22 protein-coding genes are annotated in these 20,546 nt (G+C 72.9%); 13 read left to right on the forward strand and 9 right to left on the reverse strand.

Annotated features, from left to right (window positions below):
• Positions 1-67: 67 nt before the first annotated feature.
• The 3 genes from ACWEEU_RS09335 to ACWEEU_RS09345 all read left to right on the forward strand — a co-directional run bounded on the left by ACWEEU_RS09335 (position 68) and on the right by ACWEEU_RS09345 (position 2,669).
• Entirely contained in the window at positions 68-976 is a 909-nt protein-coding gene (locus tag ACWEEU_RS09335; protein WP_451730352.1) for an aldo/keto reductase, read from the forward strand.
• A 191-nt stretch (positions 977-1,167) separates the two neighbouring features.
• Complete coding sequence (locus tag ACWEEU_RS09340; protein WP_451730355.1) at positions 1,168-1,560, forward strand: VOC family protein; 393 nt, start codon at positions 1,168-1,170, stop codon at positions 1,558-1,560.
• A 38-nt stretch (positions 1,561-1,598) separates the two neighbouring features.
• Entirely contained in the window at positions 1,599-2,669 is a 1,071-nt protein-coding gene (locus ACWEEU_RS09345) for an adenosine deaminase (RefSeq protein ID WP_451730358.1), read from the forward strand.
• On the opposite strand, the gene ACWEEU_RS09350 is transcribed toward ACWEEU_RS09345, so the two are convergent.
• Together ACWEEU_RS09350 and ACWEEU_RS09355 are read right to left on the reverse strand one after the other, a co-directional pair.
• Entirely contained in the window at positions 2,651-3,166 is a 516-nt protein-coding gene (locus tag ACWEEU_RS09350) for a mycothiol transferase (protein WP_451730361.1), read from the reverse strand. The two genes, ACWEEU_RS09345 and ACWEEU_RS09350, sit on opposite strands and share 19 nt — an antisense overlap.
• 81 nt (positions 3,167-3,247) lie before the next feature.
• Positions 3,248-4,177 (reverse strand): LysR family transcriptional regulator, encoded by a 930-nt coding sequence (locus tag ACWEEU_RS09355; protein ID WP_451730364.1) that lies wholly within the window; start codon positions 4,175-4,177, stop codon positions 3,248-3,250.
• 152 nt (positions 4,178-4,329) lie between these two features.
• Between ACWEEU_RS09355 and mgrA the strand changes: the two genes are divergently transcribed.
• Entirely contained in the window at positions 4,330-5,322 is a 993-nt protein-coding gene (gene mgrA, locus ACWEEU_RS09360; RefSeq protein WP_385739954.1) for an L-glyceraldehyde 3-phosphate reductase, read from the forward strand.
• 68 nt (positions 5,323-5,390) lie between these two features.
• Here the strand turns inward: mgrA and ACWEEU_RS09365 are convergent, their stop codons facing one another.
• Genes ACWEEU_RS09365 through ACWEEU_RS09380 form a run of 4 tightly spaced genes read right to left on the reverse strand, consistent with a single transcriptional unit; the run spans position 5,391 to position 8,739 of the window.
• On the reverse strand, positions 5,391-6,269 hold the full coding sequence (locus ACWEEU_RS09365) for a class I SAM-dependent methyltransferase (RefSeq protein ID WP_451730367.1): 879 nt from the start codon (positions 6,267-6,269) through the stop codon (positions 5,391-5,393).
• Positions 6,248-6,991, reverse strand: coding sequence for a cysteine hydrolase family protein (locus tag ACWEEU_RS09370; protein WP_451730370.1), 744 nt, complete (start codon positions 6,989-6,991; stop codon positions 6,248-6,250). Before ACWEEU_RS09370 ends, ACWEEU_RS09365 begins: the two co-directional genes overlap by 22 nt.
• The gene (locus ACWEEU_RS09375; RefSeq protein WP_451730373.1) at positions 6,988-8,157 is read right to left on the reverse strand and encodes an isocitrate/isopropylmalate family dehydrogenase; all 1,170 of its coding nucleotides are present in this window, start codon (positions 8,155-8,157) and stop codon (positions 6,988-6,990) included. The genes ACWEEU_RS09370 and ACWEEU_RS09375 overlap by 4 nt, the downstream gene beginning before the upstream one ends.
• Before the next feature lie 51 nt (positions 8,158-8,208).
• On the reverse strand, positions 8,209-8,739 hold the full coding sequence (locus ACWEEU_RS09380; RefSeq protein ID WP_451730376.1) for an EF-hand domain-containing protein: 531 nt from the start codon (positions 8,737-8,739) through the stop codon (positions 8,209-8,211).
• Positions 8,740-9,210: 471 nt separating this feature from the next.
• Here ACWEEU_RS09380 and ACWEEU_RS09385 point away from each other — a divergent pair, with 471 nt between their 5' ends.
• Both ACWEEU_RS09385 and ACWEEU_RS09390 read left to right on the forward strand, forming a co-directional pair.
• A complete protein-coding gene (locus tag ACWEEU_RS09385; RefSeq protein ID WP_385749074.1) occupies positions 9,211-9,627 on the forward strand; it encodes a hypothetical protein in 417 nt (138 codons plus the stop codon).
• A 346-nt stretch (positions 9,628-9,973) separates the two neighbouring features.
• Positions 9,974-10,426, forward strand: a complete 453-nt coding sequence (locus ACWEEU_RS09390) for an ATP-binding protein (protein WP_385749072.1) — start codon at positions 9,974-9,976, stop codon at positions 10,424-10,426.
• Between the two features lie 154 nt (positions 10,427-10,580).
• On the opposite strand, the gene ACWEEU_RS09395 is transcribed toward ACWEEU_RS09390, so the two are convergent.
• Complete coding sequence (locus ACWEEU_RS09395; RefSeq protein WP_385749069.1) at positions 10,581-11,471, reverse strand: RNA polymerase sigma factor SigF; 891 nt, start codon at positions 11,469-11,471, stop codon at positions 10,581-10,583.
• 464 nt (positions 11,472-11,935) lie between these two features.
• Between ACWEEU_RS09395 and ACWEEU_RS09400 the strand changes: the two genes are divergently transcribed.
• Positions 11,936-12,418, forward strand: a complete 483-nt coding sequence (locus ACWEEU_RS09400; RefSeq protein WP_385749066.1) for a VOC family protein — start codon at positions 11,936-11,938, stop codon at positions 12,416-12,418.
• Positions 12,419-12,486: 68 nt separating this feature from the next.
• On the opposite strand, the gene ACWEEU_RS09405 is transcribed toward ACWEEU_RS09400, so the two are convergent.
• Positions 12,487-13,374, reverse strand: coding sequence for an aminoglycoside phosphotransferase family protein (locus ACWEEU_RS09405; RefSeq protein WP_451730381.1), 888 nt, complete (start codon positions 13,372-13,374; stop codon positions 12,487-12,489).
• 121 nt (positions 13,375-13,495) lie between these two features.
• Between ACWEEU_RS09405 and ACWEEU_RS09410 the strand changes: the two genes are divergently transcribed.
• The 5 genes from ACWEEU_RS09410 (at position 13,496) to ACWEEU_RS09430 (ending at position 18,583) form a co-directional block, all read left to right on the forward strand.
• Positions 13,496-14,290: a VOC family protein gene (locus ACWEEU_RS09410; protein ID WP_451730384.1), complete on the forward strand. Its 795-nt coding sequence runs from the start codon at positions 13,496-13,498 to the stop codon at positions 14,288-14,290.
• Between the two features lie 56 nt (positions 14,291-14,346).
• Positions 14,347-15,045 (forward strand): ribonuclease H family protein, encoded by a 699-nt coding sequence (locus ACWEEU_RS09415; RefSeq protein WP_451730387.1) that lies wholly within the window; start codon positions 14,347-14,349, stop codon positions 15,043-15,045.
• Positions 15,046-15,141: 96 nt separating this feature from the next.
• On the forward strand, positions 15,142-16,374 hold the full coding sequence (locus ACWEEU_RS09420) for an FAD-dependent monooxygenase (RefSeq protein WP_385749055.1): 1,233 nt from the start codon (positions 15,142-15,144) through the stop codon (positions 16,372-16,374).
• 101 nt (positions 16,375-16,475) lie between these two features.
• Positions 16,476-17,981 carry an MFS transporter gene (locus ACWEEU_RS09425; RefSeq protein WP_451730391.1) on the forward strand — a complete coding sequence of 502 codons (1,506 nt, stop codon included), beginning with the start codon at positions 16,476-16,478 and terminating at the stop codon, positions 17,979-17,981.
• Positions 17,978-18,583: a TetR/AcrR family transcriptional regulator gene (locus tag ACWEEU_RS09430; RefSeq protein WP_385749050.1), complete on the forward strand. Its 606-nt coding sequence runs from the start codon at positions 17,978-17,980 to the stop codon at positions 18,581-18,583. Before ACWEEU_RS09425 ends, ACWEEU_RS09430 begins: the two co-directional genes overlap by 4 nt.
• Positions 18,584-18,586: 3 nt before the next feature.
• On the opposite strand, the gene ACWEEU_RS09435 is transcribed toward ACWEEU_RS09430, so the two are convergent.
• Positions 18,587-19,489: a LysR family transcriptional regulator gene (locus ACWEEU_RS09435; RefSeq protein WP_451730394.1), complete on the reverse strand. Its 903-nt coding sequence runs from the start codon at positions 19,487-19,489 to the stop codon at positions 18,587-18,589.
• A gap of 152 nt (positions 19,490-19,641) precedes the next feature.
• Here ACWEEU_RS09435 and ACWEEU_RS09440 point away from each other — a divergent pair, with 152 nt between their 5' ends.
• Entirely contained in the window at positions 19,642-20,541 is a 900-nt protein-coding gene (locus tag ACWEEU_RS09440; protein ID WP_385749044.1) for an SDR family oxidoreductase, read from the forward strand.
• Positions 20,542-20,546: the final 5 nt, after the last annotated feature.

Below are 20,546 nucleotides of genomic sequence, written 5' to 3' on the forward strand. Positions count from 1 at the left end.
CTGTCCGGGGCGCGGGGGCGTCCGAAACCCCGTGTCCCGTTCGCTCCGGTGTGCGAAACTCCGCCGAATGACCGCCGAAACGATCACCGCAGCAGCGTCGGGCACCTTCAAGCTCGGCGACCTCCCCGTCCACCGCACCGGCTTCGGCACCATGCGCCTGACCGGCAGCTCCGCCTTCCACGAGGGCATCCCGAGCGACCGCGGGCGCTCCATCGCCGTACTGCGCCGGGCCGTCGAGCTCGGCGTGAACCACATCGACACGGCCGCGTTCTACTTCTCCGCGCTCCGCTCCGCCAACGAATTGCTCAACACCGCGCTGGCCCCGTACCCCGACGATCTGCTCATCGCCACCAAGGTCGGCCCCTTCCGCGAGCAGGACGGCGAGTGGGGCACCTCGGCGCGTCCGGACCAACTGCGCGGCCATGTCGAGGAGAACCTGCGCCAGCTCGGCCGCGACCATCTCGACCTCGTCTATCTCCGCCGAATGCGGCAGGAGTCCATAGCCGAGCACTTCGGCGCCCTCGCCGAGCTGCGCGAGGCGGGCCTGATCCGGCACCTCGGTATCTCCTCCGTACGGCCACGCCACCTCACCGAGGCACTGGAGATCGCCCCCGTGGTCTCCGTCCAGCAGCGGTACGCGCTCGACCTGCCCGATCCCGACGCCGACGCGCTCCTGGAGATGTGCCGGCACCGCGGCATCGCCTTCGTGCCGTACTACGCCGTCGCGGGCGAGGGCGGTGAGCACGGCGCCGCCGCCGGGCGCGCCGAGGCGGCGGTCACGGAGATCGCCCGCGCCCACGCCGTCCGCCCCGCCCAGATCCGCACCGCGTGGACCCTCCACCAGGGTTCCCACGTCCTCGCCATCACCGGCACCGGCAACCCGGACCACCTGAGCGAGAACATCGCGGCGGGTGCCCTGAAGCTGACCGGCGAAGAACTGGCCCGACTGAACGCGCTGCACCGCGACGCGGACTGAACCGCGTGTCTCTCCGGGCTGGGGCGCGGTGCCCGTTCACCGGGGCACCGCCCCTCAGTCCGGGCAAACAAACCAGCCAGGGGACGCGCCCGGCCCGTTCGAGCACGCCGCGGCCCCCGCCGAAGGTGACTGGCGCACGTCAGGTTTTACGTATAACCTCTCCCGCTAACCACCCCCACCGGAAGGCCCCGATGCGACGCGTTGCCCTGGTCACCCTCGTTGTGGACGACTACGACGAGGCCATCCGCTTCTACACCGAGGCACTGGGATTCCGGCTGGCCGAGGACGAGCCCCGCCCGGACGGCGCCCGCTGGGTCGTGGTCGTACCCGGCGAGGGCAACGACGGCACCGGTCTGCTGCTCGCCCGCGCCAAGGACGACGCCCAGCGCGCCCGTGTCGGCGACCAGACCGGCGGACGCGTCGGCTTCTTCCTGCACACCGACGACTTCGCCCGCGACCACGCGCGCATGACCGCCGCCGGGGTGACCTTCCTGGAGGAGCCCCGCCACGAGTCCTACGGCTCCGTCGCCGTCTTCCAGGACCTCTACGGCAACCGCTGGGACCTCCTCCAGCCCGCCGCCTGAACCCCCGCATCCCGCACGATCCGCCGAGGAAGCCCGCCATGACCGCGCCCCGCATCGACACCGACACCCTCCGCCGGCTCCCCAAGGCCGTGCTGCACGACCACCTCGACGGCGCTCTGCGCCCCGCCACGCTCGTCGAACTCGCGGCCTCGGTGGGCCACACCGTGCCCACCACCGACCCCGACGAGCTGGCCGCCTGGTACGTGGAGGCCGCGGGCTCGGGCGACCTGGTGCGCTACATAGGCACCTTCGAGCACACCCTCGCCGTCATGCAGCACCGCGAGGGCCTGCTGCGCGTCGCCGAGGAGTACGTCCTCGACCTCGCCGCCGACGGCGTGGTCTACGGCGAGGTGCGCTACGCCCCCGAGCTGAACACCCAGGGCGGCCTGACGATGCGCGAGGTCGTGGAGACCGTGCAGGAGGGTCTCGCCTCCGGCATGGCCAAGGCGGCCGCTGCCGGGACGCCCGTGCGCGTGGGCACCCTGCTGTGCGGGATGCGGATGTTCGACCGGGTCCAGGAGGCCGCCGAACTGGCCGTCGCCTACCGGGACGCGGGCGTCGTCGGCTTCGACATCGCGGGCGCCGAGGACGGCTTCCCGCCCGCCGACCACCTCGCCGCCTTCGAGCTGCTGCGCCGCGAGAGCGTGCCGTTCACCATCCACGCGGGCGAGGCGTACGGCCTGCCCAGCGTCCACCAGGCGCTCCAGGTGTGCGGTGCCCAGCGCATCGGCCACGGCGTCCGCCTCACCGAGGACATCGTGGACGGCAAGCTCGGCCGCCTCGCCGGCTGGGTCCGCGACCGCCGTGTCGCCCTGGAGATGTGCCCCACCTCCAACCTCCAGACGGGCTGCGCGACCTCCATCGCCGAGCACCCGATCACCGAGCTGAAGGACCTCGGCTTCCGGGTCACCCTCAACACCGACAACCGGCTGGTCTCCGGCACCACGATGACCCGGGAGATGTCCCTGCTCGTCGAGGAGGCGGGCTGGACGGCCGAGGACCTGCGCACGGTCACGGTGAACGCCGTCAAGAGCGCGTTCATCCCGTTCGACGAGCGCAAGGCCCTCATCGAGGACGTCATCCTGCCGGGCTACGCGGACGCCGTCTGAAGCAGCCCGCGTGCGTAGGCGGCCTGTCCGACGTGCTGGAGATCGTCGGACAGGACGCTCACCAGGCGCACCCCGAGCGTGACCGGCGGGCTCCAGCGCTCGTCCACCACCCGCTCCAGGTCGCCCGCCGTGACCGAGCGCAGCGCCGTCAGGCTCTGCTCGTGCACCGCGTCGTAGTACCCGGTCAGCAGGTCCGCCGAGTCCACCCGGACCTTCGCGACCTGCGCCGGGGTGTGCCCGTAGCCGGTGTCGTGCGCGGGAAGCCTCAGCCCGAAGCGCTTCTCCCAGCCGTCGGACAGCCACACCTGGTCGAGGCCGAAGGCGTCGGCGATGTGGTCGTCCTGCACCCGGGTGAGATGCCACACCAGCCAGGCGATCGTGTTGGCGTCGGGCGCGGGGCGCGTGTGCAGCTCGTCGGGGCCGAGATCGTCCAGGACGGCGTGGACCTCTTCCCGGACGCGGCCGAAGCCGTCGATGAGGATGTCCTTGGCATGCATGGGTCCACCTTCGCCCATCCCCGCGCCCGCCGCGCCCCGATGGCCTGACGGCGCGTCACGCCGGGCGCCGCACACCTCGCGTCACACCTCGCCCAGCGGCCCGGTCACCGCCGGTTCCGCCGGTACGGCCGCCTCCTCGGTGCCCAGCAGCGAGAGCAGGGCACGGGCGGCCGGGCTGGTGGCGCGCTCCGGCGGCAGCAGCACCACCGTCTCGTACGCCGCCTCGCCCATGCCCTTCAGCGGCAACGCGGTGAGCGAGGACCGCTTGTGCCGGAAGTGCCGGGGGACGACCGCTATCCCCAGGTTCTCGTCCACCAGGTCCAGCAGGCCGTGCACGTCGTTGACCTCCAGGGCGACCGTGCGCCGTACCCCGGCGGCCGCGAACGCCGCGTCCGTCGCCCGGCGCGGACCCCAGTCCGGGTGGAAGTCCACGAACACCTCGCCCGCAAGGTCTGCCGGGGCGAGGACCGCGCCGGCCTCGGCGAACCGGTGCTCCGGATGGCACAGCACCGTCATGGGCTCGCTCGTCAGCGGTACGGCCCGCAACTGGTCGCCGTCCGTGCGGGTGCGGTAGGCGAAGGCCAGGTCCAGCCGGCCCGCCGCCACCTCCTCGGCGAGCGTGCCCGTACCGGTCTGGCGCAGCCGGATCTCCACGTCCGGGTGCTCCCGGCGGAAGGCCGCGAGCAGCCCCGCCACCCGGACCCCGGCGATGCACTGCTCGGTGCCCAGCGCCACCGTGCCGCGCAGCACGCCCTGCACCGCGGCCACCGCCTCGTGCGCGGCGCGGACCTGCGCGAGCACCCGCTCGGCCTCCACCAGCAGCGCCCGCCCGGCCTCGGTGAGCGTCACGCGCCGGGTCGTCCGCACGAAAAGGGGAGCCCGCAGCTCGCGCTCCAGCGACCGGATGGACGCCGACAGGCCCGACTGGGACACCATGAGCCGCTCGGCGGCCCGGGTGAAGTGCTGGTCCTCGGCGACCGCGACGAAGTGCTGGAGATGACGCAGTTCCATGAGGCGGAAGCCTAACCGCATTGAGAAGTGCGCTCGCTCAAACCCATCGGATTCTCCTGTTGGACCGCTGACCGGGCTCCGGGAAAGAGTGGGGGAGGCTGCCGGACACCCGGCGGCCGGGAACACCGAGTGCCCACCCCACTGGAGTCGCGTTGTACACCGCACACCCCGACCGCTACGCCGACATGCCCTACCGGCGCACCGGACGCAGCGGACTGAAGCTCCCCGCCCTGTCGCTCGGCCTGTGGCACAACTTCGGACCCGACCGCCCCGCGGAGACCCAGCGCGCGATCCTGCGCCGCGCCTTCGACCTCGGCGTCACCCACTTCGACCTCGCCAACAACTACGGCCCGCCGCCCGGCGCCGCCGAGTCCGCCCTCGGTGAGGCGCTCAAGGCGGACTTCGCGCCGTACCGCGACGAACTGGTGATCTCCACCAAGGCGGGCTACCTGATGTGGCCGGGGCCCTACGGCGAATGGGGCTCGCGCAAGTATGTGCTGAGCTCACTGGACCAGTCGCTGAAGCGTATGGGGCTGGACCATGTGGACATCTTCTACTCCCACCGCTTCGACCCCGACACCCCGCTGGAGGAGACGATGGGTGCGCTGCACTCCGCCGTCCAGCAGGGCAAGGCGCTCTACGTCGGCGTCTCCAACTACCCGGCCGAGCAGACCCGCGAGGCTGCCCGCATCCTGGCCGAGCTGGGCACCCCTCTCCTCATCCACCAGCCGCGCTACTCGATGCTCGACCGGCGCCCCGAGGACGAGGGCGTGTTCGACGCCCTGGACGACCTGGGGGTCGGCTCGATCGTCTACTCCCCGCTGGAGCAGGGCCTGCTCACCGGCCGCTACCTCGACGGCATCCCCGAGGACTCCCGCGCCGCGAGCGACAGCCCCTTCCTGAACTCCGACGCCGTCACCGAGGACCTCGTCGCCCGGCTGCGCGCCCTGGACGGCATCGCCACGTCCCGGGGCCAGAGTCTCGCCCAGCTCGCCCTCGCCTGGGTGCTGCGAGGCGGCCGGGTCACCTCGGCCCTGGTCGGCGCGAGCAGCCCCCGCCAACTGGAGGACAGCGTGGGCGCGTTGCGGAACCTGGACTTCGCGGCGGAGGAACTGGCACGGATCGACGAGGTGTTGAAGGGCTGACGAGCCTCGGCCCGCTGACGAGCCCCAGCCCTTCGACTCCTTGAGCCGGCGGGTGGCCGGGGGAGCGGTCAACCGCCCCGGCCACCCGCCGGTTTGACCGCGAACACCCAGCGGTTGACCGCCAGCGCGTCGTCCGGCTCTGGCCGTGGGCCCCGGCCGTGGCGGCGGGTGTGGTCGTACGGCGAGTCGACCCGGGTGCGCCAGCCCCGGGCCGCCAGATCGGCGGCCGAGTCCGGGCGCGGATCGCCGTCGAAGAGCGCGAGCAGGTCGATGCCGAGACGCTCCCGGGTCGCGGTGTACACCGGGTTGTGCCGCACGGCCCGTACTTCGCGGTGGAGCTTCACCTCGTACGCCAGGGTGCTGCCCGGAGCGCTCGACTCGTCGACCTTCACCAGGAGCCGGCGCTCTGCGTCGGCGGGCAGATAGAGCAGCAGCCCCTCGGCCAGCCAGCCGGTGGGCGCGCTCCGGTCGAGTCCGGCGCGGAGCAGGGCCGTGGCCCAGTCCTCGCGCAGATCGGCGGCGACCGGCACGCGCCGGGCCACCGGGACGGCGCCCAGCGAGTCCAGCACCCGCTCCTTGAACCCGAGCACGTCAGGGCGGTCCACCTCCCAGACCGTGCTGCCTGGCGGCCAGTCCAGCCGGAACGCCCGGGTGTCGAGCCCGGCGCCCAGCAGCACGAACTGCCGGGTGCCGGAGGCGGCCGCCGTCCGCAGCGCGTCGTCCAGCGCCCGGGTGCGCAGCCCGAAGTACCGGCCGAGCCGTCCCCACACCGGGTCGGCGTCCCCGCCCGGCACCTGCTCCGGGCGCAGCGGCCAGCCGGCCGAGGCACGGGCCGCGCGGACGAAGTGCGCGGCGTACGGGTCGCGGGCGAGCGCGTCGGGGCGGTGCGTCTCGATCGCGCGGGCGGCGGCGACCAGCAGCGCGGTCACTCCGACGCCCGCGTCCACTCCCGAGGCTCCCGAGGCTTGGGAACCGCCGGATTCGCCGGGGTCGCCGGGACCGGGTCGGGGCGTGGTGACGGTGGTCGTGATCTCTCCTCCTCGGTCGCATGGCCGCTCGGGCCCGGTGTCGCGGGATGCGCGGCCCACAGCTCCGGGTCCGCGCGGGTGGTGAGGCGGGCGCCGTACACCCGCCGCATGAAGGTGAGCATCAGCTGCTCGGGCAGATGCAGCGGCGCCGTGCAGTCGGTGAGCACCGACACCTCGAACCCCTTCTGGAACGCGGTCCGCGCGCTGGAGTCCACGCAGACGTCGAGGAACACTCCCGCGAACACCAGCCGTAGGACGCCGCGTCGGCGCAGATGCCGTTCGAAGCCGTCCGCGAGGAAGGTGTCGAAACAGGCGTACTTGGTGAAGACCGCCTCCCCGGGCGCCGGGGTGACCCCGTGGAACTCCGCGCCCGGGGTACCCGAGACGCACTTGGGCCGCTTGCCGAGCGCCCGGTCGCGCCGGCGCCAGCTCGGCCCCTGGTGGTCTTCGTCCCCCAGGAAGCGGACGAAGACCACCTCGGTGCCCGCCGCCCGCGCCGCCGCCACGGCGCGGGCGGAGTTCTCGGCGGCGCGGGCGAGGACGGCCGGGTCGTGGCCGTGCCGGGCGGCGGCGGACGGACCGCAGAAGTCGGCCTGGAGGTCGACGACGACCAGCGCCGTGCCCCCGCCCACGCCTGTCATGCCCCCGCGACCACGGCATCGGCCGGGGACTCCCCGGCACCCCGCGCGGGCTGGGCGACCGGCACGGAGTCCCGCGCGACCGGCACGGAGTCCCGCCCGGCCCCGGGGTCCGACCCGGACACCGGGCCGAGCGCCGTCAGCAGGGCGTCCACCACCTGGCTGGTCGTCCCCTCCCCGCCCAGGTCGGCGGTGCACACCCCCCGCCGCGTCAGTTCGGCGAGCGCCGTCTCCACGGCCGCCACCGCACCCGGACAGCCCACGTGGCGCTCGGCGACGACGGCCGCCGCCCGGATCGCCGCGACCGGGTTGACCGCGTCCCGGCCCTCCAGGTCGTCCGCCGAGCCGTGCACCGTCTGGTACTCCACCAGGTCGGCCACGTCCGGGCGCAGGTGGACGTTCTCCGTGCAGCGGGTCTCCTGCCGCTCGCCGCCGAACCGGTCGAGCAGCATCACATGCATGATGTCCCCCCACTCGTTCCCGGCGACGATCACCGTGCGGGGCGGGAGACCATGGGTGATCAGATCGCGGTTCACGGTGTCCGGCTGGCACAGCCGGATCTTCACCCCGTGCCGGTCCGCCGCCCGTCTCACCCAGTCGTCCAACGCCCCGTCCAGCAGATGGAACTTGTACGCCATCACGACCTGCTCCGCCCCGCCCTCGGGCCACAGGCTCCGCGCCCGGCGCAGCGCGCGGTCGAGCACCTCGCCGGTGATCTCCTCGCTGAACTCCATCGTCCGGACCACCCGGCCGGGGGAGTGGGCGTTGTCCCCGGTGTAGAAGCCCTGCGCCTGGTCGCGGACGAGCAGCAGCTCCGGTGCGGAGCCGTCCGGCGGGCCGCCCAGCGCGTCCACCTTCACGGCGCGCAGTCGCTGCCGTACCAGGTACAGCGACTGCGCGTTGATCGCCGTACGGAACACGGCGGTTGCTCCCCGGGACGCCAGTTCCCGGCAGAACCGCTCGTAATGAGCCGCGTCCTCGGCGGTGCGCGCGGCGGTCCGCTCGACGCCCGCGCCGCGCAGCGACACGTACGAGTCGTAGACGCGCCCCGAGCGCTCCACCTTTACCGGGACGCCGTGCGCCTCGGTGAGGTGACCCAGCACCCGTTCGAAGACGGCGGCGATCTCGGCGCCCGTGCCCCGGCCCACCGCCAGTCCGACGACCGTCACCCGGCCGCTCCCTTCTTCCTCGGCTCCCTTTGTTCCGGCGGGGTCCACGGTTCAGCCCCGCGCGCCCACCAGTCGGTCCCCGGGGATGCCCGCCTTGTCCGGCGCGTAGAAGTCCTCGATGCCGCCGATCCACTTCTCGACCGTGATCCGGTCCGAGGAGTCGGGCCCGAAGGCGTCGAAAAGGGCGTCGACGTGTGCGGGTTGGAAACCGATGGCGTCCATCAGCGCGAGGAACAGCGGGCGTTCGATCAGACCGTCCCCGTCCGGGTCGCCCAGGGCGGCCAGGCTCTCCGCGAACTCCCTTACGGTGGGGGCGAATCGCTCCGGAGCGAGGACGCACGCCTGGAATTCGTCCGGCGTGATCTTTCCGTCCCGGTCGGCGTCCAGCTCCGCCGACAGCGTCTCCCAGTACCGCCGGAACGCGGCCGCGATCCGCTCGCGCGCCGCGGGGTCCGCCCCCTCGGCCGCCGCGATCACCCGGGTGGTCATCAACTCGAAGTCCTCCGGGTCCAGATGACCGTTGCCGTTGGCGTCGAAGAGCGAGAAGACGAGGGCGACCCGGTCGATGGCCTCAGTGCGCATGACGTGCGTGACCTTTCCTTCGATGCCGTCCCGGTCGTCGGGACGGCACCCACACACTGCGTCCGGCGGACCCCGGACATGCGGCCGGGCGGGCACGTTCATCCGATGGGTGGATTCGCCGCCGGGGAAGGATTGCGGCCGGACCGGTCACCCGCGCGGACCGGAATCCGCATTCACATGACGCCCCCGGTATTCACATGACTTCCCTGACATTCACATGTTGTCCGCTTTTCCGGGCGCCCGTAAAACCAACGGTTGATCACGCAACGAGTAATGCGTGGCCAGGGCTTGCCTGGTGTTTTCGGACAGGGGTGCGCTTCGCATATGCCAGGAGAGTGGCCGGAAAGACGTGGTGACAGCGTTTCCCGCGTGGCGATACTCGGAATACCAGGGGCACTACTCACCGCACACGAGCCGCACCGGAAAGCGAGGGTCCGACCGCCATATCGGCCAGGCAACGGGGGAGTGAGCGTGCACGACGAATTCCTGTGCCATGTCACCGCGTACGGAGTGTGCGGTGGACAGCGCGTGGGCGTACCGCTCGGCACCTATCGCGCGCCCACTCTCGCCCTCGCCCTGTGGTGGCTGCGCGACCGCGCCTCCTGGATGGCGGAGCGGCTCGACCCGCTTCCGGAGAACGCGGTGTTCCCCCCGGGCGCCCTGGTCCCCGTCGCGGACACCGTGGCCGACGTGCCGACCCTGCTGCGCGCCTGGTGTGCCGACGACATCCGTCAGGAGCAGGTCGCGGACGAGCTGGCGGCCGGACGGCTGGTGCGGATCGCCGCCTGCGACGACACCACGGAGTACGAGCTCCTCGCCGAGTCGGTCGACGCCCTGCGGATGCAGCGCACCGCGCCCGCCTTCGTGGTGCCGGTCGTCCTCGCCTGACACGTGTCGCGGCCGGTTCACGCGGACCACGCGCTCACTCGGAGTACACGCCGCCGCGGCGGCCGGCCGGGTGAGTTCCTGCCCCGACGTCCCGGCCCGGCGTGCGCCCTGCAACGCGCCCCACGTGCGCGGTCGTACGCCTCTGCTGTCCCGTGCGTACCGGTGGGATTCCGGCCATCGAGCGGCGTCCGGGCCGCTGTCCGTCAGGCCCGCCGTCCGACCCGCTCCGGCCGGGCAAGGCTGTGCGCCAGAGGCGAACGGACTCGGTGGACTGCCCGGCGCGCCTCGGGGTACGAGCACAGGAGCAACAGGTGACAGGCCGGCCGGCCCTTCGAGAGAGACAGGCATGACGGAACAACTGGGCGGGGCAGTGATACCGACTGGTTTCGACGTACCCGTGGAGCCGCTGCGACGCGCGGCGCACTACACCGGTGAGCCCGGATGCATCGCCGCGGCACGGGCTTTCGCCGCCCAGTTCCTGGATCAGCTCCGCAACGAGTGGTGCGCCGTGGTCGACAGCCGCGCCGCGGGTGAGGTGCTGCTCGTCGTGAGCGAGCTGGTCACCAACGCCGACCGGCACAGCAACGGCCCGTACATCCTGGAGCTGGAGGGGACCGACAGCGCGGTCGCGGTGTCGGTGTACGACAGCAGCGTGGCTCTGCCCCGCGCCTTCCCCAAGGACCCTCAGCGGATCGGCCGGCACGGGCTGGAGATCGTGAGCGCGCTCGCGGCCGAGATCACCGTGGACCGCGTACCCGTCGGCAAGCGGGTCCGTGCCCGGTTCGAGCTGGAGTCCTGAGCGCACCGGCGCTTTTTCGTTTGTTCGCGCGCGCCCTCGTACCTGTGCGCGCGCACACGTACGTCCGCGTCCGTCGTCCCCGCGCACGTCCGTACGGCGTCCCGGCAGCGAAACGGGCCCGGTGTCCGCGAACGCCGGGCCCGTCGCCGTCGACTCAGGCGCAGCCGAGCTCGCCGAGCATCCCCTGGCGCAGCCGGGCGATGATCCGCTTGATCAGACGGGAGACGTGCATCTGGGAGCAGCCGAGCTGCTGACCGATCTCCGCCTGGGTGGCCTCCTCCACGAACCGCATGTGGATGATCATGCGGTCGCGCTCGCTCAGGTCGGCCATCAGCGGGGCGAGGGCGTGGAAGTCCTCGACCAGCCGCAGACCCTCCTCCTCGACACCGATGAAGTCGGCGAGCACGGCCTCGCCGTCCTCGGGACCGTCGCCGGTGAGCGCGGCGTCCAGGGAGGAGGAGTTGTAGCCGTTCGCGGCGACCTGGCCCTCGATGACCTCGGCCTCGGTGATGTTCATCAGGGTGGCCAGCTCGGCGACCGTCGGGTCGCGGTCCAGCCTGCTGGACAGCTCCTCGCGGGCCTTGGCCAGCTCCACGCGCAGCTCCTGGAGCCGGCGCGGGACGTGCACCGCCCAGGTGGTGTCCCGGAAGAAGCGCTTGATCTCGCCCACGATGTAGGGAAGCGCGAAGGAGGTGAACTCGACCTCGCGCGACACCTCGAACCGGTCGATCGCCTTGATCAGACCGATCATGCCGGTCTGGACGATGTCCTCCATGTCGTCGCCACGGCCCCGGAACCGTCCGGCCGCGAACCGCACCAGCGACATGTTCATCTCGATCAGGGTGTTGCGCGCGTACTGGTATTCGTGGGTGCCCTCCTCCAGCTCGGCCAGCCGGCGGAAGAACTGGCGGGACAGCGCCCGCGCGTCCCGGGGGGCCACGGACGTGGGGTCCGCGATCCCGGGAAGGCTCTCCTCGACCGTCGTGTCCTGTGCGGTCTTCTCGGTGACCTCGGCCTGCGAACGGATGCCGACGGCGGTGTCCATTACCTCTCCCACATGAGTCACGGTTTCGGTGTCAACCTCTGCGCCCGGAAGTCGTCCGGCCGCCGAAGCTGCGTGGTCCCCGGCTTCCCGGAAAACCGCGCCCTATTCCTGTTTCCTCTTCCTCCCCCGGCGGGTACCCAGGGTCACGCCCTACATGCGGGCGGTTTGTAGCAGTGGCGTGAAGACGACGTTCGACAGGGAGAGGCGCCCGGTGCCGCGCCGTGGAACCGTGCCGCCGTGAGCCATGAAACACCAGGTGGGGGCCGGTTTTCCGCCCGCTTGCCGACCGTGCGGCGGCTCCCGTGCGACCTGCCGTGACGGGTGGTGCACGACCCTACGGTGGCCTGAAATCGCCCCTGCTCCCGGCCGTTCGGCACCCCACCGATGAGTTCCGGCGCCCGCACCGGTCCACCTCCACGACCGTGACACCACCCCGCACCACCCACCACGCCCGGGAGGCGTTCATGACCACCGACGGATTCATCACGTGTCTCTGGTTCGACGGCCAGGCGGAGGAGGCGGCGCACTTCTACGTCTCCGTGTTCAAGGGCTCCGGCATCGGCGACGTCCTCCGCCACGGCGAGGCGGGCCCCGGGGAGCCCGGCACCGTGCTGACCGTGGAGTTCACCGCCAACGGCCAGCGGTTCGTCGCCCTCAACGCCGGTCCGCAGTTCCGGTTCACCGAGGCGATCTCGTTCCAGGTCCTCTGCGCCGACCAGCAGGAGGTCGACTACTACTGGACCCGTCTGACCGAGGACGGCGGCGAGCCCGGTCCGTGCGGCTGGCTCAAGGACCGCTTCGGCGTCTCCTGGCAGGTCGTCCCCGAGCGCCTGCTGGAGATGACCAAGGATTCCGACCCCGCGAAGGCCGACCGCACCATGCGCGCCATGATGACCATGGGCAAGCTGGACATCGCCGCGCTGGAGCAGGCGTACGCCGGCGGCTGAGGAACCGTCCGGCGATCCGGGGTGACGCGCCTGGCGCGCCCTCGCTCCGGCGCGGCGCCGCGCGGCCGTCATCCCTCGCGCAGGATCTCGGCGATGGTGTGGCGGGCGTTCTCCGCCAGCGCCGGGTTGGTGTCCCGGTAGTACGGCAACTGGATCAGGGCGACGGAGAGGGCCCAGCCGCGTCCGCGGGCCCACTCCGCGTCGTCGGCGCCCACCGTCTCCCGGAAGGCCGCGCGGGCGGAGGCGGGCAGCAGATTCCACGCCACGATCAGGTCCACGGCCGGGTCGCCCACGCCCACGCAGCCGAAGTCGATCACCGCGGCGAGCCGCCCGCCGGACACCAGGACGTTGCCGGGGGAGAGGTCGCCGTGCGCCCAGACCGGCGGACCGGCGTGGGCGGGGGCCTGCAGAGCCCGCTCCCAGAGCGCGGTCGCCGCCTCCGTGTCGATCCGGCCGGTCAGCTCCGCCAGCGCCGACCGGGTCTCCGTGTCCTGGTCCGCGAGCGGACCGCCCCGGTATCCCCGCGGCGCGTCCTGCGTCGCGGTCCGGCGCAGCGCGGTCACGAACCGGCCCAGGTCCCGGGCCAGCGGCTCCGGCCGTTCGACGGCACCCGCGACCGGGTTGACGCCCTCCAGCCAGCGGTAGACCGACCAGGGCCAGGGGAAGTGCTCGCCGGGTTCCCCGAAGCCCACCGGCCGAGGCGCGGACACCGGCAGCAGGGGGCCGAGGCGGGGCAGCCAGCGCCGCTCGTGCGCCACGTCGGCCACCGCCCCGGGATGCCGGGGGAGCCGTACCACCAGCTCCGGGCCCAGCCGGAACATCGCGTTCTCGGTGCCGGACGACTCCAGCCGCCGCACCGGCAGTTCCGCCCAGTGCGGGAACCGCTCCGCCACCAGTCGTCGTACCAGCGGGGCGTCGACCCCGATCTCGTTCGCGCGCATCTTCGCCGTACTCATCGACGCCCATCCAAGAGTCCGGGCGCCACCCGTGTCGAACGAATTCCGCCGCGCGTGGCGACGTGCGCCCGGCTAGCGTGACGTCCCGGGACGAACCGCCTGAAACGAGAGGGTCCGACCAATGGCCGTGCAACCGGAAGGAACGCCCTGTTGGGCCGACGCGATGTTCACCGACCTGGAGGGCGCCAAGCGGTTCTACGGCGACGTCCTCGGCTGGACCTTCGGCGAGTCGTCGTCCCAGTACGGCAACTACACCCAGGCGTACGCGGACGGCAAGGCCGTCGCCGCCGTCGTCCCCCCGATGCCCGGCCAGGAGGGCCAGTCGCAGTGGTGCCTCTACTTCGCCTCGCCGGACGCGGCCGCGACCGCCGAGAGGATCCGGGAGAACGGCGGCGAGGTGCTGATGCCGCCCATGCAGGTCGGCGACTTCGGCACGATGGTGCTCGCCCGCGAGCCCAGCGGCGCCGTGTTCGGCGTGTGGCAGGGCGGCATCCACGAGGGCTTCGAGACCGTCGCGACCCCCGGCGCCTACTGCTGGTCCGAGGTGTTCACCCGTGACCCGGGGAAGTCCGACGCCTTCTTCTCGGCCGTCTTCCCCTACCGCGCGAAGGACATGGAGGACGACGCGGTCGACTTCCGCGTCTTCGACCTCGGCGCCGACCCCGTCCTCGGCCGGATGCGGATGACCGAGGACTTCCCGCCCGAGGTCCCCTCGTACATCAACGTCTACTTCACCGTCGACGACTGCGACACGGCCGTGGCCCGTGCCACCGACCTCGGCGCCGTGCTCCGCTTCGGTCCGATGACCAGCCCCTTCGGCAGGTTCGCCGCGCTCACCGACCCGCAGGGCGCCAACTTCTCGGTGATCGACGTCACCACCACCGAGGGAGAGATGCCTGAGCTGCGTGACGCCTGACCCGCGCCCCGCGGGACGCCCGACCTGGACGGCTCCGCCCCCGCCGCGACCATGGCATGATCGTGCACATGCGTGAACGTGTGGTGGCCGCGTGCGACGGGGCTTCGAAGGGAAACCCCGGACCGGCCGGATGGGCATGGGTGGTCTCCGGCGACGACGAGCGGACCCCGGCCCGCTGGGAATCCGGGGCGCTCGGCCGCACCACCAACAACGTCGCCGAACTCACCGCCCTGGAGCGGCTGTTGACGGCCGTCGAGCCCGACGTGCCGCTGGAGATCCGGATGGACTCCCAGTACGCGATGAAGGCCGTCACCACCTGGCTGCCCGGCTGGAAGCGCAACGGCTGGAAGACCTCCGCCGGAAAGCCCGTCGCCAACCAGGAGCTGGTCGTCCGTATCGACGAACTCCTCGACGGCCGCTCGGTGGAGTTCCGTTACGTCCCCGCCCACCAGGTCGACGGCGACCCGCTGAACGACTTCGCCGACCGCGCCGCCAGCCAGGCCGCCGTGGTGCAGGAGGCCGCGGGCAGCGCGCTCGGCTCCCCGGAGCCGCCGCCCTCGCCCGACACCCCCGCCCCGGCCGCCGCACGCCGCAAGGCACCCCGTCGCGCCAACGGCGGCAGCGCCTCCGCGCGCACCATCAAGGCCAAGTTCCCCGGCCGCTGCCAGTGCGGCCGCTCCTACGCGGCCGGCGAGCCCATCGCCAAGAACGCGACGGGCTGGGGCCACCCGGAGTGCCGCACCGCCACCGCCTGACGGCACCCGAGCGACCAACGCCCGTCACCGGACACGAGCACGGCCCGACGCTGCTACCCTGCGAGGCCGATCGACTACGTCCGGTGACTCAGAGGTGTGCGCGTGAAGGTCGTCTGCGTCGGAGGCGGGCCCGCGGGCCTGTACCTCGCCATCCTGCTCAAGCGGCAGAACCCGTCCCACGACGTCACCGTCCACGAACGCGGCCCCGAGGGCTCCACCTACGGCTGGGGCGTCACCTACTGGCAGGGCCTGCTCGACCGCCTCCGTGCCCATGACCCCGAGTCGGCCCGCGCCGTCGAGGAACACTCGGTCCACTGGAGCGAAGGCGTCGCGCACGTACGGGAGTCGAGCACCCGGCAGCCCGGCGACCGGGGCTTCGGCATCGGCCGCCACCGGCTCCTCGACCTGCTCGCCGCCCGCGCCCGCGAGCTCGGCGTACGCGTCGAGTTCGACAGCGAGATCGGCGAACCGCCCGCCGGAGCCGACCTGGTGGTGGCCGCCGACGGCATCGGCAGCACCCTGCGCACCCGGCACGCCGACGCCTTCGGCACCCATGTCACCCACGGCCGCAACCGCTACGTCTGGCTCGGCACCACCCGCGTCTTCGACGCCTTCACCTTCGCCTTCACCGAGACGGGCCACGGCTGGATCTGGGCGTACGGCTACCCCTACGACGACGCCCACAGCACCTGCGTCGTCGAGTGCTCCCCGCAGACGTACACCGGACTCGGCCTGGACCGCGCCGACGAGGGCGAGCAATCGGCCCTGCTGGAGAAGCACTTCGCGCCCGTCCTGGACGGCCACCCCCTCCTCGCCCAGCCCCAGCCGGGCTCCGCCGCCCCCTGGCCCACCTTCCGCACCCTCACCAACCGCACCTGGCACCACGGCAACCTGGTCCTGCTCGGCGACGCCGCCCACACCACCCACTACTCCATCGGCGCGGGCACCACCCTCGCCCTGGAGGACGCCATGTGCCTGGCCGCCGCCCTGCGCGACCACGCCACGCTGTCCGGGGCGCTGACCGCCTACGAGACCCGGCGCCGCACGGAGCTGCTGTCCGCGCAGAGCGCCGCCCGCTACAGCGCCCGCTGGTACGAGAACCTGCCCCGCTACATCGATCTGCCCCCGCACCGCATGTTCGCCCTGCTCGGCCAGCGCCACTCCCCGCTGCTCCCGTACGTCCCGCCCCAGCTCTACTACGGCCTCGACCGCGCCGCCGGGCGACTGGAGCCGCTGCGCAGGCTCAAGCGCAGCCTCGGTCCCCGGATGGCCCGCGCGCTGCACGCCCGCTCTTCGCACGCCCGTGCCGCGCACCACCGTGATCGGTAGTCCCACCGCGGCTCAGGCGCTCGGGTAAATGTTGGTGAAAGGGCATTCACTGGATAGGGTGAATAGCCATTCACCAGTCACGCACATTCGCAGGAGCGCCCGTGGAGCCGTCCGCCCCCATACCCGAGCCGCCCGGCACCCTCGCGGCGCCGCCCCGGCTGCGGGAACGCCTCACCATCCCCGTGCTGGCGTCGGGCGGCATCCTCATGGCCGTCATGCAGACCGTGGTCGTACCGCTCCTGCCCGACCTGCCCCGGCTCACCGGGTCGTCCCCGGCCGCCGTCTCCTGGATGGTCACCGCGACCCTGCTCTCCGGAGCCGTGCTCACCCCCGTGCTCGGCCGCGCCGGTGACATGTACGGCAAGCGCCGGGTGCTCACCTCCGCGCTCCTGCTGATGACCGTCGGCTCGGTGCTGTGCGCGCTGTCCTCGGACATCGCCGTGCTGATCGCGGCCCGCGCGCTCCAGGGCGCCGCCGCCTCCGTCGTCCCGCTGTCGATCAGCATCCTGCGCGACGAACTCCCGCCCGAGCGGCGCGGCTCGGCCGTCGCGTTCATGAGCTCCACCGTCGGCATCGGCGCCGCCCTCGGCCTGCCGCTGGCCGCGCTGGTCGTGCAGTACGCCGACTGGCACACCATGTTCTGGCTGACCAGCGCCCTCGGCGCGCTCGGTGTCACGGCCACCTGGTGGGCGGTCAAGGAGTCCCCGGTACGGGAGCCCGGCCGCTTCGACGTCGTCGGCGCGCTCGGGCTCGCCGTCGCGCTGGTCAGTCTGCTGCTCGGCGTCTCGCAGGGCGGCCAGTGGGGCTGGGGCAGCCCGCGGGTCCTCGGCCTCTTCGCGGCCTCGGCGGTCGTGCTCGCGCTGTGGTGGCGCCAGCAGCTGCGAGCCCCTCGTCCGCTGGTCGACCTGCGCCTGGTGACCCGGCCCCGGGTGGGCCTGTCGCACATCGCCGCGCTGCTCACGGGATTCGCGTTCTACGCCAACTCGCTCGTCACCGCCCAGCTCGTGCAGGCACCCAAGGCCAGCGGCTACGGCCTCGGTCTGTCCATCGTGGCCACCGGTCTGTGCCTGCTGCCCGGCGGCGTCACCATGTTGCTGTTCTCCCCGCTGTCCGCCCGCATCTCGGCCCGGCGCGGCCCGCGCATCACACTCGCGCTCGGCGCCGCCGTCATCGCCTGCGGCTACGCGCTGCGCATCGCGGACAGCCGCGACCTGTGGATGATCATCCTGGGCGCCACCGTGGTCGCCACCGGCACCACGCTCGCCTACTCCGCGCTGCCCACCCTGATCCTGCGCGCCGTACCGGCCCACGCGACCGCCTCCGCCAACGGCGTCAACGTGCTCATGCGGACCATCGGCCAGGCCGTCTCCAGCGCCGCCGTCGCCGCCGTGCTCGTCCACCACACGAGCCTCGTCGGCGGCGTCCCGGTGCCCACCCTGCACGGCTATCTGCTGGCCTTCGGGATGGCCGGCGCGGTCGCCCTCTTCGCCTGCGCGGCCGCCCTGACCATCCCGGGCGACTCCACCGGCGACGGAGCCGGGACCGGCACCCGGCGCGCCTGGGGCATCACCCGCAGGAGCCGCGCGGGCGCCCTGGAGGACGCGTGAGAGACCCGGACGCCCCGGCCACCGCGCAGGGCACCGCGCGGCGGGACGCCGAGGCCACCAAGGCGGCCATCCTCAAGGCCGCCCGCCACCTCCTGGCCCGGCACCCGCACGGCGACATCACCCTGAAGGCCGTCGCCGAGCGGGCCGGGGTCAGCCCGCCGCTCGTGCTGAAGTACTTCGGCAACAAGGACGCCCTCTTCGCCCGCGTGATGTCCTTCGACACCGACGCGGACGACCTGCTCGACGCGCCGCTCGACGGACTCGGCCGGCACATGGTCCGGCACGTCCTGACCAGCCAGCGCGAGCGCGGCACCGACCCGCTGCTGCGCATCGTCTTCGCCCCGCTGCACGGCGACCACGGCGACGTCCTGCGCGCCAACTTCCGCGCCCAGGTGACCGACCGCCTCGCCGCCCGGCTCACCGGACCCGACGCGGACCTGCGCGCCGAACTCGCGGTCGCGGCCGTCGTCGGCCTCGGCGTGATGTACGGCATCGCGCGCGGGCCGGGGCTGCGCGAGGCCGACGCCGACGCCGTGGCCGACCGTTACGGGCCGCTCGTCCAGGCCCAGCTCACCCCGGGCGCGCGCACCCCCGGCGCCTGACACTCACTCGGCGGTCCCGGGCCCGGTCAGCAGCGCCTCCGCGCACTTGCGGAACTCCGTCACCAGCCGTCCGCCGTCCCCGGCCCGGGTCGCCACGGCCACATGACACGGCTCGACCCCGTGCAGCGGCACCGTGGTCAGATCCGGGCGCGGCGGACGCAGCCCTGGCACGCCCGCCGCGAGGGCCAGCGACTGCCCGGAGGCGACCAGCTCGAACTTGTCCTCGATGTTCTCGATGAGCGGGCCGTCCGGCGCGGGCCTCCCGTCCGGGCGCGGGTCGATCCGCCAGAACGCGTCCCACAGCCGGTCGGTGACGCGGGGCAGCGGCTCGTCCGCGATGTCGTCCAGGGTGACCAACTCCTTGCCCGCGAGCCGGTGGTCCAGGGGCAGGACCACTACGCGCGGCTCGTCGTAGAGCACGGTCACGCGCAGGCCCTCGGTCACGAACGGCAGCCGGGTGACCAGCGCGTCCACGCGATGCTCGGTCAGCGCCTTGCGCGCCTCCTGCCAGGGCAGATGCGCCGTGCGCACGTCCGCGTCCGGAAAGCGGCGGCGCAGCTCGGCCACGGCCGGGGTGACGATCAGGCCGGTGGTGTACCCGACGGTGATCCGGCTGGGCTCGGCCGCGGCACGCGCGGCGGCGGCGGCCTGTCCGGCCGCCCGCAGCAGCGACCTCGCGCGCGGCAGGAACACCTCGCCCGCCTCGGTGAGCCGCGTGCCCTGCGGGGTGCGGTCCAGCAGCCGTGCCCCCAACTCCCGCTCCAGGCGACGCACTTGCCGGCTCAGGGAGGGCTGGGTGATGTGCAGCGCGGCGGCCGCGCGCCCGAAGTGGCAGTGCTCGGCGACGACCGTGAAGTACCGCACCAGCCTGAGGTGGAGATCCGCGTCGGCGGGGGAGTGCGACATGTCCCCAGCGTACGGCTCCCGGCCGTGTCGGCGCCTTGGGCTGCGGTGATGCCCCAGGCGTATTGCCCGATGCGGAACAAGCCTTGGACGCGGGCACGCCGTCCGGCCAAGGATGGAACCACTCCCACCCATCCTTCGAGGAGAGCAACGACATGCGTGTCTTCGTCACCGGCGCCACCGGATTCATCGGCTCGGCCGTCGTCCCCGAACTCATCGGCGCCGGACACGAGGTCGTCGGCCTCGCCCGGTCCGACGAGGGGGCTGCCGCGCTGAAGGCGGCGGGCGCCGAGGTGCACCGGGGCAGCCTGGCGGACCCCGAGGACCTGGCCCGCGTCGCCGACAGCGCCGACGGAGTGATCCATCTGGCGTTCGTCCACGACTTCGCCGACGTCCGCGCGGCGGGCGAGACCGACCTGAACGCCATCCGGGCCATGGGTGCCGCGCTCGCCGGCTCCGACCGGCCGCTGGTCGTCACCTCCGGCACCGCCATCGGCCCGACGGGCCGCCTGATCACCGAGTCCGACGCCCCCGCGCCCGGCACCCACCGCACCGCCTCCGAGGAGGCGACCACGGCTCTGGCCGGGGACGGCGTTCGCGCCTGCGTGGTCCGGCTCGCCCCCACCGTGCACGGACGCGGCGACCACGGCTTCGTCCCCCGCCTCATCGCGGTCGCCCGCGAGAAGGGCGCCGCCGCATACGTCGGGGACGGCGCCAACCGCTGGCCCGCCGTCCACCGCCTCGACGCCGCCCGGCTGTTCCGGCTCGCCCTGGAGAAGGCACCCGCCGGACAGCGGCTGCACGCCGCCGCCGAGGAAGGCGTGCCGTTCCGGCGGATCGCCGAGGTCATCGGCCGTCACCTGGACGTGCCGGTGATCGGCCTGACGGGCGAGGAGGCCGAGGCGCGCTACGGCTTCGTGGGCCGCTTCACCGGCGTCGACAACCCCACGTCCAGTGCGCTGACCCGCGAACTGCTCGGCTGGCGGCCGACGGAGACGGGACTCCTCGCCGACCTGGAGGAGGGCCACTACTTCCGGGAGACGAACGCCTGGTGACATTC

Source organism: Streptomyces sp. NPDC005004 (genome assembly GCF_053600675.1).

What these genes read in the sequence shown, in the direction of transcription:
- ACWEEU_RS09335 (WP_451730352.1), top strand. Translation starts at nt 68, where the DNA reads ATGACCGCCGAAACGATCACCGCAGCAGCGTCGGGCACCTTCAAGCTC.
- ACWEEU_RS09340 (WP_451730355.1), top strand. Translation starts at nt 1,168, where the DNA reads ATGCGACGCGTTGCCCTGGTCACCCTCGTTGTGGACGACTACGACGAG.
- ACWEEU_RS09345 (WP_451730358.1), top strand. Translation starts at nt 1,599, where the DNA reads ATGACCGCGCCCCGCATCGACACCGACACCCTCCGCCGGCTCCCCAAG.
- ACWEEU_RS09350 (WP_451730361.1), bottom strand. Translation starts at nt 3,166, where the DNA reads ATGCATGCCAAGGACATCCTCATCGACGGCTTCGGCCGCGTCCGGGAA.
- ACWEEU_RS09355 (WP_451730364.1), bottom strand. Translation starts at nt 4,177, where the DNA reads ATGGAACTGCGTCATCTCCAGCACTTCGTCGCGGTCGCCGAGGACCAG.
- ACWEEU_RS09370 (WP_451730370.1), bottom strand. Translation starts at nt 6,991, where the DNA reads ATGACAGGCGTGGGCGGGGGCACGGCGCTGGTCGTCGTCGACCTCCAG.
- ACWEEU_RS09380 (WP_451730376.1), bottom strand. Translation starts at nt 8,739, where the DNA reads ATGCGCACTGAGGCCATCGACCGGGTCGCCCTCGTCTTCTCGCTCTTC.
- ACWEEU_RS09390 (WP_385749072.1), top strand. Translation starts at nt 9,974, where the DNA reads ATGACGGAACAACTGGGCGGGGCAGTGATACCGACTGGTTTCGACGTA.
- ACWEEU_RS09395 (WP_385749069.1), bottom strand. Translation starts at nt 11,471, where the DNA reads ATGGACACCGCCGTCGGCATCCGTTCGCAGGCCGAGGTCACCGAGAAG.
- ACWEEU_RS09400 (WP_385749066.1), top strand. Translation starts at nt 11,936, where the DNA reads ATGACCACCGACGGATTCATCACGTGTCTCTGGTTCGACGGCCAGGCG.
- ACWEEU_RS09405 (WP_451730381.1), bottom strand. Translation starts at nt 13,374, where the DNA reads ATGAGTACGGCGAAGATGCGCGCGAACGAGATCGGGGTCGACGCCCCG.
- ACWEEU_RS09410 (WP_451730384.1), top strand. Translation starts at nt 13,496, where the DNA reads ATGGCCGTGCAACCGGAAGGAACGCCCTGTTGGGCCGACGCGATGTTC.
- ACWEEU_RS09415 (WP_451730387.1), top strand. Translation starts at nt 14,347, where the DNA reads ATGATCGTGCACATGCGTGAACGTGTGGTGGCCGCGTGCGACGGGGCT.
- ACWEEU_RS09435 (WP_451730394.1), bottom strand. Translation starts at nt 19,489, where the DNA reads ATGTCGCACTCCCCCGCCGACGCGGATCTCCACCTCAGGCTGGTGCGG.
- ACWEEU_RS09440 (WP_385749044.1), top strand. Translation starts at nt 19,642, where the DNA reads ATGCGTGTCTTCGTCACCGGCGCCACCGGATTCATCGGCTCGGCCGTC.